Origin of the sequence: Clostridium tarantellae (genome assembly GCF_009295725.1) — a bacterium.
Taxonomy (GTDB): domain Bacteria; phylum Bacillota; class Clostridia; order Clostridiales; family Clostridiaceae; genus Sarcina; species Sarcina tarantellae.
The window spans coordinates 1-13907 of the sequence record NZ_WHJC01000070.1 but is presented as its reverse complement, the minus strand read 5'-3'; the positions used below and the strand labels follow the sequence as shown (position 1 = coordinate 13907).

The window sequence follows — 13907 nt, the reverse complement described above, 5'->3', positions numbered from 1 at the left end:
CTATATATATTTATAGACTTACTGCAACAGTTCACCTCCTCCTAAAATTTTCATAAAATTCTTATAAAACAATTGAAGATTTATTTATTTTTAGTATATCAATTTTTTCTTCTAATTTGTATAGTTTTAATTTTTTTACTTAAGCAAATAATTTTTATCTAAGTCCGAAACCTTTTTTTACCTTTTCTCCAAAATCCTTATCTGCTTTTAAAAAATTCTCAACAGCTTTTCTTTGTATAGTTTCATCAACTTCATACATATCTGAAACTATATTATCTATTAAATGTTCTTTTTCTATTTTGGATAAACTTCTATACCTTTCTCCAGCTTGTTTAAAATCATTTGTTTTAATAATACCTTTTCTTATTTTACATCCTTCTTTTACTTTATAACATCCTAACCCCTCTTTTGTCGGCATATTATTTTGATTATAATTAATATGCCCTTCCTTTGCAAAATACCTCATCTGTCCATCCTGTTCATTATTATTTACATGAACATTTGGCATATTTATTTGTAATTGAGTAAAGTTAGCACCTAATCTATGTCTTTGTGTATCATGGTAAGCAAAAGCTCTTCCTTGAAGTAATTTATCATTAGAAAGCTCTACACCAGGTATTATGTTAGCTGGACAAAATGCAACTTGTTCAGTTTCCAAGAAAAAATTACATGGATTTTTATCTAAAGTCATCGTTCCCACCATCATTAATGGAAATTTATCTTCTGGCCATAATTTAGTTGCATCTTCTGGATCAAAATCTAGTTTATTAATATGTTCATATTCCATTATTTGAACATATAAATCAAATTTAACATGGTCTCCTTTTTCTAAAGCATTATATAAATCTCTCGTTGCTACATCTGGGTCTATACCAGCTAACATTTCTGCTTCATGTCTATCAATGGTTTTTACCCCTAAAAAAGGCTTCCAATGATATTTAACAAGTCTTCTATGTCCTATACTATTTACCCAAACATAAGTATTAACTCCAAAGCCTTCAATTGTTCTAAAACTTTTAATTGTTCCTAAATCTGAAAATACCCATGTTATCATATGTGTTGATTCTGGATGAGAGGTTATAAAATCCCAAAATCTATTTTTATCCATAACATTACTGGTTGGTGATGGCTTAAAAGCATGAACCATGTCTGCAAATTGCATTGCATCTCTTATAAAAAACACTGGTAAGTGATTACCTACTATGTCATAATTTCCTTCTTCTGTATAAAATTTCACTGCAAATCCTCTTGGATCTCTAGCAGTATCTGCTGATCCTTTTGAACCTATAACTGTTGAAAACCTAGTAAATACGGGTATTTTTTTTCCTTTATTATGAAAAACTTTTGCATTAGTATATTTACTCATACAATTCTTTACTTCAAAATATCCATGAGCACCAGCACCTTTCGCATGAACTACTCTTTCTGGAATTCTTTCTCTATCAAAGTGAGCTAATTTTTCTATTAATTGAACATCTTCTAATAGAACAGGCCCATTTTCTCCAACTGTAAGAGAATTACTATCATCCTGTATAGGTACGCCTTCATCAGTAGTAAATTTTTCAAAATTATCAGCAGAATTAGTACACCAATTTTTTTCTTCATAATCTTTATTATAACAATGCCTTTTATTGTTATTATTGTTATACCATTCATTCTTAATAATCATTTAAAAATCTCCTATTTATTTTTTCAAATTTAGTATATTCAAATATAAATTTAAAGTTACATTAAATAATATAAAATTTTTAATTTATATTGACATAATATAAATTTCATAATATAATAAATATTGTCTTCATAGAAAGTATTATGCCGAAGTGGCGGAACTGGCAGACGCACAGGACTTAAAATCCTGCGATGCTAACACATCGTACCGGTTCGATTCCGGTCTTCGGCACCAAAGTACTACATTATTTATAATGTAGTACTTTTTTTATAGGCTTTTAGTCTCAAATTCTCAAAAACAGTATATTATAATATTACCAAATAACTTTCATTAGGAGGAACTTTCTATGTCTTCTATTTTAGAAAATTCAATAGTTGATGTTATCAATAACTATGTTTCATTTTTTTTTGGTAAAAAAAATGTTGTTGGAGTGGGCTTAGGATTTAAAACCATTAAAGAACTAAATACCTTTGAACCTTGTTTACGTATTATGGTGTCAAATAAAGTACCTTTAAAAAATTTATATAAACATGATATTGTTCCCTCTAATTTCTGTGGATTAAAAACAGATATAGTAAAAACCGGCAATATAAATATTTCTCTTCCTAGTAATTTATCAAATTTTTCTTATCCTAACTACTCTACTTATTCTAGATATCCTTCTTATTATTATTCATATTATTCATATACTCCTAGATATACTTTCACTCCATATATACCTAAATATCCTTCAAGTTCATACACACCAAGTCATCCTTCTTCATCTACACCAAGCTCAAATACACCAAACATTCCTATATCTCCCCCAAAATTAGTTACACCTAAATTACCTCCTCCACCCTCAACTAAAAAAGCACCTAAATTAATTGCAGGTATGCCAATTTCACCTGTTGAAAAAGGAGTTGGAACATTAGGTGCTATAGTATTTGATAACAAAACTAATGAACCTTATATATTAAGTAATAATCATGTATTATGCTCTTATAATACATTAAAAAGTGCTAATATTATTTATAGAGGATATTTAGATGGTAGTAGTGGTGCCTTAATTGCTAAACTAAAAAAATGGGTTAATCTTGAAATTAATAATATGAATAGCGATAATACTCTTGATTGTGCCTTAGCAAAACTTGAAGAAAATGTTCCTTATACCACAGAAATCCCCAAAGTAGGTACAGTAACACAAACTACTAAACCTATTTTAAACATGCCAGTAATTAAAAATGGAAAAACTACTTTAGATACTAAAGGAATTATATTATCTACTAATACTACTGTAAAAGCTGGCTTTGGTGAATATGGTTATTGTTTTTTTAAAGATTTAATAAGTATGAATCGTATGTCTACCTATGGAGATTCTGGTTCATTAATAGTATCCACGGAAGAAAAAAAAGCTGTAGGTTTATTAGTTGGAAGTGATTTATTATCAACTTATGCTTGTTTAATTGATTCTGTTTTAAATACATTAAACGTACATTTTGAAGATAAAATAAAAGAATAATATTTTATTTATTTTTACATCAGGCTATATTAAAATTTATCTTATTAAATAAGTATTTAATATTTGAATTTATATATTTAATTCTACATATAATACTTATATGTATTTAAAATATAGCCTTTTCAAAATAATATATTTATAAATACTACATGCCGAAGTGGCAGAACTGGCAAACGCACAGGACTTAAAATCCTGCGATGCTAACACATCGTACCAGTTCGATTCCGGTCTTCGGCACCAAGACATGACATTATTTAATGTCATGTCTTTTATTAATTCTTCTTTAATCAATCTATAATTATCTATTTTAATTTTTAACAACAATCAATAATAGCTGCTAAAAAATATAATGTAGCTAAAATATAATCTTTATTTGCATAATTAAATTTATCTTTTACCTCTAAAGTATTACACTTATAAATGTCTTTTCGTCTATCTTTTAATGTATTCCTTGCTAAATTCCAAGATATACTAGATCCAATTATTCTTAATTCATTGGATAATTTTTCAATATTTTTAGAGTTTTGTAATTTATCAGCATAATTAGTTTTATTAATTTTATCTAAAATTTCTATTTTTGATTTATTTATATTAATAGATGATAATATTAGCGAAAGAATTATCATATTTAATGCACTCTCAGATGTCTCTAGTTTTTCAAATTCTTTTTTTAATTCTTCTCTATTATTTAAATCATTAAATTTCATAATTTTACTCCTAATTAAAATTACTATAAGTACTTAATATATTTATATGTAATTTTACAAATTTTGACTTGATATTTAAAATAATTTAAAACATATTGACTTTATTACTTAAATACAATATAATTATATTTAATGACGCGGGATGGAGCAGTTGGCAGCTCGTCGGGCTCATAACCCGAAGGTCGTAGGTTCAAGTCCTGCTCCCGCAACCAAAAAACTATCATTTATTAATGAATGATAGTTTTTATTTTTTATTAAAACATTTGTTGACTAAATATTATTTTATAATATATAATTAACTATATTAAAATCTAATATTTAGATGTTGATTAGGAGTAGTAATATTTTTTCTGTATCCTTTAGAGAGCTGTGGGTGCTGCAACACAGTGGTACAAAAATATGAACTTGCCTAGGAGTTTATGTGTATAAAAAGCACATACGCCTATCCCCGTTAAGGATTTAAGCTGAGAAAAATATTTTATTTTTCTAATAAGAGTGGTACCGCGGAATAATACTTTCGTCTCTTAATTGAGATGAGAGTTTTTTTTTATGCAAAAATATTATACTTTTAATATATAAAGGAGGAGTACTAATGGGTAATTACAGTACAAACATTGATAAAAAATGGCAAGAAAAATGGGAAGAAACAAAATTATATAAGTTTGATCCAAATAAAGAAGGTGAAAAACTTTATGTATTAGAAATGTTCTCTTACCCATCAGGTAGCCAATTACATGCTGGTCATTGGTTTAACTATGGACCTGTTGATTCATGGGCTAGATTCAAAAGAATGCAAGGATTTAACGTATTCCAACCAATGGGTTTTGATGCTTTCGGGCTACCTGCTGAAAACTTTGCTATAAAAACTGGAATACATCCTCAAGATTCTACTTTCAAAAATATAAAAACTATGGAAGCACAACTAAAGGCTATGGGAGCTATGTTCAACTGGGATAATGAACTTATTACTTGTTCTCCTGATTACTACAAATGGACTCAATGGTTATTTTTAGAACTATATAAAAAAGGATTAGCTTATAGAAAAAAAGCTCCTGTAAACTGGTGTCCTTCATGTCAAACTGTTCTTGCAAATGAACAAGTTCATGATGGTGGTTGTGAAAGATGTTCAACAGAAGTTACTAAAAAAGATCTTACTCAATGGTTTTTCAAAATTACTGATTATGCTGATGAATTATTAGATAAATTGGATGATTTAGATTGGCCTGAAAAAACAGTAGCTATGCAAAAGCATTGGATAGGAAGATCTACTGGTTCACAGGTTAACTTCAAAGTTAAAGATACAGATTTAAATTTTGATGTGTTTACAACTAGAGTTGATACTCTTTGCGGAGTTAGCTACGTTGTTTTAGCACCTGAAAATCCTTTAGTTGATGAAATAACAACTACTGAACAAAAAGAATTAGTTGAAAACTATAAAGAAGAAGCTAAAAAACAAACTGACATAGAAAGACAATCTATTTCTAGAGAAAAAACTGGAGTATTTACTGGTACCTATGCTATACATCCAATAAGCGGTAAAGAAGTTCCTATTTGGGTTGGAGATTATGTTTTAGCAACTTATGGTACTGGTGCTGTTATGGCTGTTCCAGCTCATGATGAAAGAGATTTTGCTTTCGCACAAAAGTTCCATCTTCCAATAGAAAGAGTTATTGCTTCACAAAGTAAAAAAGAAACTGAACTTCCATTCTGTGAAGCTGGAGTTTTAATTAACTCAGGTGAGTTTGATGGATTAACTACAGAAGAAGCTAAAGAGAAAATAGTTGAATCCCTTGCTAAAAAAGAGTTAGGAAAAAAGAAAGTTAACTTTAGATTAAGAGATTGGCTAGTTTCAAGACAAAGATACTGGGGAGCTCCAATTCCTGTAATATACTGTGAAGAATGTGGCATTGTTCCTGTTCCTGAAAATCAATTACCTGTAGAATTACCATATGATGTTGAATTTACTCCAGATGGAAAATCTCCACTTGCAAAATGTGAAAGCTTTGTAAACACAACTTGCCCTTGTTGTGGAAAACCAGCTAAAAGAGAAACGGATACCCTTGATACTTTTGTTTGTTCTTCATGGTATTACTTAAGATATGCTGATAATAAAAATACTGAAAAACCATTTGATAGTGAATTAATAAATAAAATTCTTCCTGTAGATAAATATGTTGGTGGTCCTGAACATGCTTGTATGCATCTACTTTATGCAAGATTTATTACTAAAGCATTAAGAGATATGGGTTACTTAAATTTCAGTGAACCATTTACTTCATTAACTCACCAAGGATTAATATTAGGACCAGATGGGTTAAAAATGAGTAAATCTAAAGGTAACACTATTGCACCAGATGATTATATTAAAGAGTATGGTTCAGATGTATTTAGAATGTACCTAATGTTTGGGTTTGGCTATACTGAAGGTGGTGCTTGGAGTGATGATGGAATTAAATCTGTTCACAGATTTGTTGAAAGAATAGAAAGAGTTCTAGATTCAGCCATAGAAGCTATTAAAAATGGTGAAAATAATAAGACTACTATAGATAAAGCTGAAAAAGAGCTTAACTTCTGGAGACATAACACTATTAAGAGTGTTACAGTTGATACTGATAAACTTCAATTTAATACTGCTATTGCTAGAATGATGGAATTTATAAATGCATTATCAAAATATATTCAAGAGCCTACTAAAAATTTAAGCTTCTTAAAAGAAGTGGTTGATGACTATATCAAATTACTTGCACCATTTGCTCCACATTTTTCTGAAGAGCAATGGAATTTATTAGGAAATGAATTTTCAGTTTTTAACGAAGCATGGCCAAAATTTGATGAAAAATCTTTAGTTAAAGATGAAGTTGAAATAGCTATTCAAGTAAATGGTAAAATAAAAAATAAAATAATGGTAGCTTCTGATCTTAATGAAGAAGGTATAAAAGCAACTTCATTAGAAGATGAAAAAATAAAAGCTGCTATTGGAGATAAAATTATTGTAAAAGTAATTGTTATAAAAGGACGACTTGTAAACATAGTTGTTAAATAAATTAAATTCTTATAAAAATCTATATAATGCTTTTATAATATAACTATATAAAAAGTATCCTAACGCTGATATCTAAATCCGTTAGGATACTTTTTTATTTAAAATAATAATAAATTTTTTCTCAATAATTTATTAAGTATACTCTTATCTTAACTTTATTTTATATTTAAATCTAAAAAAAAGTTTATAAAATTCTTAAAAATTTCATAAACTTTTTTAAATAATTTTATTACATTTCTTTTAAAACTACTGCTTCATTTTTACTATTTAATTTCATTAAAATTACTTTAACTATTATTGATATTATAGACATAACTATAATAAATTCTAACATTAATGCCATAGTAAATTCACCTACTACTATAGTTCCTATAAAATTAGCTATATAAGCTACTATCCAAGCTAATACAAATTGATATGTTGCTGAAGCTAACATCATCTTTGTACCATACTCCTTTTTCATAACTCCTAAAACAGCCATACAAGGTGTATATAATGACACAAATATTAAGAAAGTAATAGCTGAAACAGCAGTAAAAACTGTTGGTAAAATTACATTTAAATCTCCATAAACTATTTCCATAGTTCCAATTACAACTTCTTTAGCTGCAATTCCTGTAATTATAGATACACCTGATTGCCATGTTCCAAACCCTAATGGTTTAAATATTGGGGCTATGAAGCCACCTATTTTAGCTATAAAACTTTCATCTATATTCTCTGTAAATCCACCCAAATTAAAGTTAGTTAAAAACCAAATTAATACTGACATTGCAAAAATAAGCGTTCCAGCTTTAACCAAAAATCCTTTTGATTTATCCCAAGTACTTTTTAAAATATTTTTAGCATTAGGCATATTATATGCTGGTAATTCTAAAATAAATGGTTCTTCATATTTAGTAAATAAAGTATTCTTAAAAATTAATCCTACTATTATTGCAACAACTATACCTAATAAATACAGTGCAAAAACTACTAAATCTTGATTTTTTGTAAAAAATATTGATGCAAATAAAGCATATACAGGTAATCTTGCTCCACAAGATATAAGTGGAGCTATTAAAGCTGTTAACTTTCTATCCTTTTCGCTTTCTAAAGTTCTAGTTGCCATTATAGCTGGTGCTGAACATCCAAATCCCATTATTAATGGTATAAAAGCTTTTCCTGACAATCCAATTTTTCTCATTATACCATCCATTATAAATGCAACTCTCGCCATGTAACCGCTATCTTCCAAAATTGACATTCCCAAGAAAAGAGAAAATATTAATGGAAAGAACACTATAACGCCACCAACTCCTGCAATAATTCCATCTAATACTAATGATTGAAACCAAGGGCTCGTCCCTTCTATAAGATTAGCTACATAAGGCGTAAATGAATCTGCAACTAATCCATCTAGCCAATCTGCTATAGGTTGTCCAAACCAATTAAAAGTAAATTTAAAAACTATTAACAAAGCTATTAAAAATATTGGATAAGCTAATACTGGATTTAAAAGTACCTTATCAATTTTTTTAGCTAAACTATTTTTTCCATCCTTAAGTTCATCTGTACATTCTACAAATATTTTCTCTAAATATTTATAAGTTTCTTCTTCATCTTTAAATACTTTATTATATTTAACTTTATTTCCATTAACTTTTCTTATAATTTCATCTAAATTATCTAAGCCTTCTTTTTTCTTAGCTACAATAGGCATAACAGTAATTCCTAATTTTTCTGCTAACTTAATATAATTTATAGATATTCCTTTTTTCTCAACTAAATCCACCATATTTACTAACATAACTATTGGTTTATTAAATTGCATAAGTTGAGTTGTTAAATATAAATTTCTAACTAAATTAGAAGCGTCTACAATATTTAATATTACATCTACATTTTCTGACTTTAAATAATTTTTAGATATTTTCTCTTCATTAGAATATGTATCCATTGCATATATTCCTGGAAGATCTACAACATTTATATTTTTATTAAAAATTCCTTCTTTTTTATCTATAGTAACACCAGGCCAATTGCCTACATGTTGCTTTGCACCTGTTAAAGCATTAAATAAGGTTGTTTTTCCTACATTAGGATTACCTATTAAAGCTACATTAATCATAATACTCTCCTTAATTATATTATTTTAAATATATATTTTTAGCATCTTTCTTTCTAATTGCTAACTCAAAACCTCTTAGAGATAAAATTATTGGATCACCTAATGGTGCTCTTCCCTTAACTTCTACTAGAGTATCATTAACACAACCTAATGCTAATAATCTTTTTGCTAAAGCTTCATCTCCATGAACTCTATTAACTGTTCCACTTTGTCCTATTTTTAAATCATATACGGTCATATTCTTACCTATACTCCTTAATATCATAAAGATTTTAAAAATCATTCTCATCTACTTAATATATATTACCTTTAATGATAATGATTGTCAATACCTTTTTGTTAATTATTATTTTTCTTTATAGTTAAATTTTTACCATATATATATCTAATATATCATATAAAATTCATAAGAAATCTGATATATTAGAACTATAGCTTTATATCTATGTTGTTTCTGTTCTCCTAAAAATTCTAAAGCAAAAGCATCTAATTAAAATTTAAGAATAAAATTTCAAAATAAGCTTGACTACTTTTAAATATAGTGGTATAATTTTATTTGTCTTCGGGGTGTGGCGCAGATGGGAGCGCGCGTGGTTTGGGACCATGAGGTCGCAGGTTCGATCCCTGTCACCCCGACCAAAAGAACTTTTTCATTAAGAAAAAGTTCTTTTTTTAGTTATATATAATAAATAAAGATGTAAAAAGGATTTATACCATTAAAAAGCAATGATATAAATCCTTTAATTTTAATGTGGTTAATATTTAATTTTAGAATACTATTTTATAATTTTTATTTATTTAACTTTCCCATAATGGATTGAATATCCATTGTTATGTATACACCTTTTGCCACTTCTAGAGAAACTTTATTTCCGTCTATACTATTAATATGGCCATATATTCCTGACATGGTTATTACATAATCACCTGACTTTAAATTTTGACGGAATTCCTCTGATTTTTTTTGTTGTAATTGAAATTGCTTTTTTTTATTATTTTGCATTAATACAAATATTAAAAAATATACTACGCATATTCCTATTACAATCCATATAGCCATGTTATTCATTTTATATCATATCTCCTTCATTATCTTCATCTTCTGTTTCTTCAAAGTCTATTAAGCTCATAACTGCCATAGTCGATCTTACATTATTTAAAGATTCATTTATTTTTTCACTTATATTTTTTTCTTCATTTAATATTAACAGATTAGTTGCTATATCTATTATAACAGATAATGATATACCTGAAACAATAAATTGCTCTTTTGATTTATTTGCTTCTACAATTTTTCTTGTAGTAATTTGACTTGGTGCTCCTCCTAACAAATCCGCAAATACTACTAATTGATCATATTTATTTATGTACTCTCCCACTATCTCCTCAAATTTTTCATGAGTAATATCCTGTGAAAGATTTTGACAATGAACTCTATCACTTGCTCCTAATAATAAATCAACTGCTGATTTCATACCTGAAGCAAAATTTCCGTGTCCTACTATTAATATATTATACATTTTTGCACCTCTTCTTATGTTCTAATTATGCAATTATTCCCAATACTGAACCAACCATACCTATTACTAAAGTTAAAGCTAATAATTTATAAACATTCCATTTTTTATTTCTAACCAGATAGAATATAATTAATGTAAATAATGCTGGTAATAAGTTTGGTGTAATTTTATCTAATATTGTTTGAAAAGCTATTTCATTTACTGATCCATCAGGTAATGTTGCAACATACTTTAATGGAATAGTAATCTTAACAAATGATACTGCAAGACCTGAAACAACTGTTATACCAACTATTGAAGCTAGTCTTGAGATACTAGCCATCTTTTCACTTAATGATTCAATGTAGTTTGTACCTAATTTAAATCCATAATAACCAGTTAATATTTTAGTAGCTATTAATGATGCATTTATTCCTAAGAAGAATAATATAGGTCCTATTATTAACCCTTCAGCTGCTAAACCAGCACCTATACTTGAGAATAATGGAGCTAATCCAAACTGAAAGAATGAATCACCAATTCCTGATAAAGGTCCCATTAATGCCATTTTAATAGCACGTGCGTTATCTGGAGTTTCACCAGCATCTAATAAAGCTAATTGTATACTTGTTATAAATGGTAAAGTTTGTGGATTTGAGTTAAAGAAATCTATATTATCAATAGCTGCTTCTACTAACTCATCTTCATTGTTTGCATAAATTTTTTTTAATGCTGGAAGAATTACATTACCATAACCTACCCCTTGGTAGTTTCCATAGTTGAAAGCTGACTGTAAGAAAAATGATCTAAAGGCAACTATCATATAATCTTTTAATTTTAAAGCAGGCTTTCTAAATTCCATTTTCATAATCCTCCTCTATCCCATCTGAAGCACCTGTAACTGCTGTTGCTACTGGTCTATTGTGATAATCATATAATGCAAACACTAATGCTAAAAATGCTACTCCAATAACTGGTAGTTTAAAGAATGTAACTGCTACAAATCCTAAAACAACGAAAGCTGTAAATTCTTTTTTAACCATAACATTAAGTATCATAGCAAAACCTATTGCTGGTAACATTCTACCTGCCACTGAAAATCCATTTATTATCCATTTTGGAATCATATTTATCAAAGCTTGGGCTCCTTCAACACTAAATGCAGCTGCAAAACCTATTATAAATCCTACTGCAGCAAATACCCAAATTGTTAAATGCGATATTCTACTAAATTTTTTAAATTTTTTCTCTTGTAAAGCTTTCTTTGCAGCTGGTGCAAGGCCTGCCATAAAAGTATAACTGGCTGTAATTACAAATTGAAAAGCAACTGCAAAAGGCATTGATAATGCTAATGCTGTTTCTGGATCCATACCTTCTGCTTTCATTGATATAGCCATTAATGTACCAACAATACCAGGTCCTAATTGATTTGGAGGAACTGTTCCACCTGCTCCAACTCCAAATCCCATAAATGCAATTTCTGATACAGCTCCCATTGCTAAAGCTGTTGGAAGATCTCCTAATATAATACCTACTCCTGCTGCTAATACTAATGAACGGTTAGTGTATATACCCCATAATTGACCTGCTAGACAGAAACCTGTCCATAAACCAATTAGGAGGCATTGTATTAATGTAATATGCATAATTATTTCCTCCAAAAAATTACTTATATTAATTTATGTTATAAATATTTATTTACATCTACCTCAGCAGCACCATCTCCACCTATTGGAGTAGTTCTAGTGTTGAATTTCATTCCATATTGATCTCTTAATTCTTTTAAATTTTCCTTATCAGTCTCAGTTAAATAAATAGATCTTGTAACCATTTCTGATCCATCTTTTTTATGTATGTTTCCTAAATTTATTTCCTTAACTGGAACTCCACCTTCAATTAATTGCAAAGCTGAGTCTGTATTTTTACACACTATAAAAATTTTTTGATGTGGTGCTGCTTTATGAATAACTTCATAAGTTTTAGCTATTGAAAAAAATCTCATTCCTATTGATGATGGTACAACTGTTTTCATTAATGTTTGTTGTATCTTACTTTTACTAGCTTCATCATCTGCAACTATTACCAAATTACAACCTAATGCACTTAACCACATTTGCCCTTGTCCATGTATTAATCTTTCATCAATTCTCATCATTTTAATATCTGGTACTCCCATTTTAAAACACTCCTTGTTATATTAATGTCATTTTAAATATACGTTTTAGATTTTTATATTTATTTTACCAATACAATTCCCAATTTTTATAGAATCTTAATAATGCTTCTAAGTAGAAATAATCTCCCCAAGTATTCCCTTCATCAACACCTCTTTTTGTATGCCATGAATACACACCATGTAATAATAATGTATCTACATCATCTTTTGGATTTGTTGCATAATTTTCAATTAATGATCTTAAAATTGTATGCATTGCAAATCTATAAGTTTCTTTATCTTCATCAACCTCTGGTAAAAATTTATCCATTTCATGCATACCACATACTGCAATTGCAGCTGCTGATGAATCTCTTGAATGACCATCTCCATCTCCAAATATTAAATCCCAATAACAAACATTATCCTCTGGCAATCTATTTAATAAATAGTTTGTTACTCCTTTGTATAATCTAAAGCATTTATCATCATGGGTATATCTGTAATTTAAAGGAAAACCATATACTCCCCAAGCTTGTCCTCTAGCCCATGATGAGTCATCACTATATCCTTGTCTAGTAACTCCTTTTAATGGTGCTCCTGTTTCATTATCAAAATAAAATGTGTGATATGCTGACGCATCATCTCTTACCACATTATTGCATGATGTAACATAATGAGTGTATGCTTTATCATAATAATTTTTATCTCCAGTTTCTTCAGCAGCCCAATATAATAATGGAATATTTAAAAGGCAATCAATTATTAATCTGTAATTATCTTTTGCTCCTAATGGACCCCAAGCTTGAATAAATTGTCCTTTTTCTTGATATCTTTCCATCAATTTATCTGCAGCCATTAATGCTGCTATTTTGCCATCTTCATTTCCAGTAAGTTTATATCCTGCTACGCAAGATAAACTATATAAAAATCCCATATCATGGTGCTCTACTTCTATTCTATCTTCAATTCTTTTTTTAAAAGATTCTATATTCTTATCTGCTAAATTTTTAAATTTTTCGTCTTTAGTGTACTCATAAGCTAGCCACAAAAGTCCAGTCCAAAAACCATTAGTCCATTCTATATTATCAATAATTTCATATTTATTATTTATAGTAGAAGATTTTGGATATCTTTCACCAAACTTCTCCATATCTCTTTCAATAATTTTTATACAATTTTCTATAGCTTTTTTCACTTCTTCTTTTGTTAACATTTTAGTA

Annotated in this window: 12 protein-coding genes, 4 tRNA genes and 1 other annotated feature; of the genes, 6 read left to right on the top strand and 10 right to left on the bottom strand. The window is 28.5% G+C overall.

Annotated elements, in window-relative coordinates; genetic code table 11:
- Positions 1-154: 154 nt before the first annotated feature.
- Positions 155-1669, bottom strand: a complete 1515-nt coding sequence (locus GBZ86_RS06845) for a catalase (protein ID WP_152889022.1) — start codon at positions 1667-1669, stop codon at positions 155-157.
- A gap of 145 nt (positions 1670-1814) precedes the next feature.
- On the opposite strand from GBZ86_RS06845, the gene GBZ86_RS06840 reads away from it, so the two are divergent.
- From GBZ86_RS06840 to GBZ86_RS06830, 3 genes are all read left to right on the top strand, one after another.
- A tRNA-Leu gene (locus GBZ86_RS06840) sits at positions 1815-1903 on the top strand.
- A 112-nt stretch (positions 1904-2015) separates the two neighbouring features.
- The gene (locus tag GBZ86_RS06835; protein ID WP_152889021.1) at positions 2016-3170 is read left to right on the top strand and encodes a chymotrypsin family serine protease; all 1155 of its coding nucleotides are present in this window, start codon (positions 2016-2018) and stop codon (positions 3168-3170) included.
- A 151-nt stretch (positions 3171-3321) separates the two neighbouring features.
- Positions 3322-3410 (top strand) — tRNA-Leu (locus tag GBZ86_RS06830).
- Positions 3411-3484: 74 nt separating this feature from the next.
- On the opposite strand, the gene GBZ86_RS06825 is transcribed toward GBZ86_RS06830, so the two are convergent.
- Positions 3485-3877, bottom strand: a complete 393-nt coding sequence (locus GBZ86_RS06825; protein ID WP_152889019.1) for a hypothetical protein — start codon at positions 3875-3877, stop codon at positions 3485-3487.
- A 136-nt stretch (positions 3878-4013) separates the two neighbouring features.
- On the opposite strand from GBZ86_RS06825, the gene GBZ86_RS06820 reads away from it, so the two are divergent.
- Together GBZ86_RS06820 and leuS are read left to right on the top strand one after the other, a co-directional pair.
- Positions 4014-4089: transfer RNA gene (locus GBZ86_RS06820), tRNA-Met, on the top strand.
- Positions 4090-4193: 104 nt separating this feature from the next.
- Positions 4194-4405: a binding site (T-box leader), on the top strand.
- A 64-nt stretch (positions 4406-4469) separates the two neighbouring features.
- Positions 4470-6920 (top strand): leucine--tRNA ligase, encoded by a 2451-nt coding sequence (leuS, locus tag GBZ86_RS06815; RefSeq protein ID WP_152889017.1) that lies wholly within the window; start codon positions 4470-4472, stop codon positions 6918-6920.
- Positions 6921-7149: 229 nt separating this feature from the next.
- Here leuS and feoB read toward each other — a convergent pair whose 3' ends face one another.
- Both feoB and GBZ86_RS06805 read right to left on the bottom strand, forming a co-directional pair.
- On the bottom strand, positions 7150-9030 hold the full coding sequence (gene feoB, locus GBZ86_RS06810; protein WP_152889015.1) for a ferrous iron transport protein B: 1881 nt from the start codon (positions 9028-9030) through the stop codon (positions 7150-7152).
- A gap of 19 nt (positions 9031-9049) precedes the next feature.
- A complete protein-coding gene (locus tag GBZ86_RS06805) occupies positions 9050-9268 on the bottom strand; it encodes a FeoA family protein (RefSeq protein WP_152889024.1) in 219 nt (72 codons plus the stop codon).
- Positions 9269-9593: 325 nt separating this feature from the next.
- On the opposite strand from GBZ86_RS06805, the gene GBZ86_RS06800 reads away from it, so the two are divergent.
- Positions 9594-9669 (top strand) — tRNA-Pro (locus GBZ86_RS06800).
- Positions 9670-9820: 151 nt separating this feature from the next.
- Here the strand turns inward: GBZ86_RS06800 and yajC are convergent.
- The 6 genes from yajC to GBZ86_RS06770 all read right to left on the bottom strand — a co-directional run bounded on the left by yajC (position 9821) and on the right by GBZ86_RS06770 (position 13900).
- Positions 9821-10099: a preprotein translocase subunit YajC gene (gene yajC / locus GBZ86_RS06795; RefSeq protein WP_152889013.1), complete on the bottom strand. Its 279-nt coding sequence runs from the start codon at positions 10097-10099 to the stop codon at positions 9821-9823.
- Position 10100: 1 nt separating this feature from the next.
- Positions 10101-10550 (bottom strand): PTS sugar transporter subunit IIA, encoded by a 450-nt coding sequence (locus GBZ86_RS06790; protein WP_152889011.1) that lies wholly within the window; start codon positions 10548-10550, stop codon positions 10101-10103.
- 25 nt (positions 10551-10575) lie between these two features.
- On the bottom strand, positions 10576-11391 hold the full coding sequence (locus GBZ86_RS06785; RefSeq protein ID WP_152889009.1) for a PTS system mannose/fructose/sorbose family transporter subunit IID: 816 nt from the start codon (positions 11389-11391) through the stop codon (positions 10576-10578).
- Complete coding sequence (locus tag GBZ86_RS06780; RefSeq protein WP_152889007.1) at positions 11381-12175, bottom strand: PTS mannose/fructose/sorbose/N-acetylgalactosamine transporter subunit IIC; 795 nt, start codon at positions 12173-12175, stop codon at positions 11381-11383. Before GBZ86_RS06780 ends, GBZ86_RS06785 begins: the two co-directional genes overlap by 11 nt.
- A 38-nt stretch (positions 12176-12213) precedes the next feature.
- Positions 12214-12705, bottom strand: a complete 492-nt coding sequence (locus tag GBZ86_RS06775) for a PTS sugar transporter subunit IIB (RefSeq protein WP_152889005.1) — start codon at positions 12703-12705, stop codon at positions 12214-12216.
- Positions 12706-12769: 64 nt separating this feature from the next.
- Entirely contained in the window at positions 12770-13900 is a 1131-nt protein-coding gene (locus GBZ86_RS06770; RefSeq protein ID WP_234885128.1) for a glycoside hydrolase family 88 protein, read from the bottom strand.
- Positions 13901-13907 lie beyond the last annotated feature (7 nt).

Coding starts and splice junctions, on each gene's coding strand:
- GBZ86_RS06845 (WP_152889022.1), bottom strand. CDS start 1,669: ATGATTATTAAGAATGAATGGTATAACAATAATAACAATAAAAGGCAT.
- GBZ86_RS06780 (WP_152889007.1), bottom strand. CDS start 12,175: ATGCATATTACATTAATACAATGCCTCCTAATTGGTTTATGGACAGGT.
- leuS (WP_152889017.1), top strand. CDS start 4,470: ATGGGTAATTACAGTACAAACATTGATAAAAAATGGCAAGAAAAATGG.
- GBZ86_RS06835 (WP_152889021.1), top strand. CDS start 2,016: ATGTCTTCTATTTTAGAAAATTCAATAGTTGATGTTATCAATAACTAT.
- GBZ86_RS06785 (WP_152889009.1), bottom strand. CDS start 11,391: ATGGAATTTAGAAAGCCTGCTTTAAAATTAAAAGATTATATGATAGTT.
- yajC (WP_152889013.1), bottom strand. CDS start 10,099: ATGAATAACATGGCTATATGGATTGTAATAGGAATATGCGTAGTATAT.
- GBZ86_RS06805 (WP_152889024.1), bottom strand. CDS start 9,268: ATGACCGTATATGATTTAAAAATAGGACAAAGTGGAACAGTTAATAGA.
- feoB (WP_152889015.1), bottom strand. CDS start 9,030: ATGATTAATGTAGCTTTAATAGGTAATCCTAATGTAGGAAAAACAACC.
- GBZ86_RS06775 (WP_152889005.1), bottom strand. CDS start 12,705: ATGGGAGTACCAGATATTAAAATGATGAGAATTGATGAAAGATTAATA.
- GBZ86_RS06770 (WP_234885128.1), bottom strand. CDS start 13,900: ATGTTAACAAAAGAAGAAGTGAAAAAAGCTATAGAAAATTGTATAAAA.
- GBZ86_RS06790 (WP_152889011.1), bottom strand. CDS start 10,550: ATGTATAATATATTAATAGTAGGACACGGAAATTTTGCTTCAGGTATG.
- GBZ86_RS06825 (WP_152889019.1), bottom strand. CDS start 3,877: ATGAAATTTAATGATTTAAATAATAGAGAAGAATTAAAAAAAGAATTT.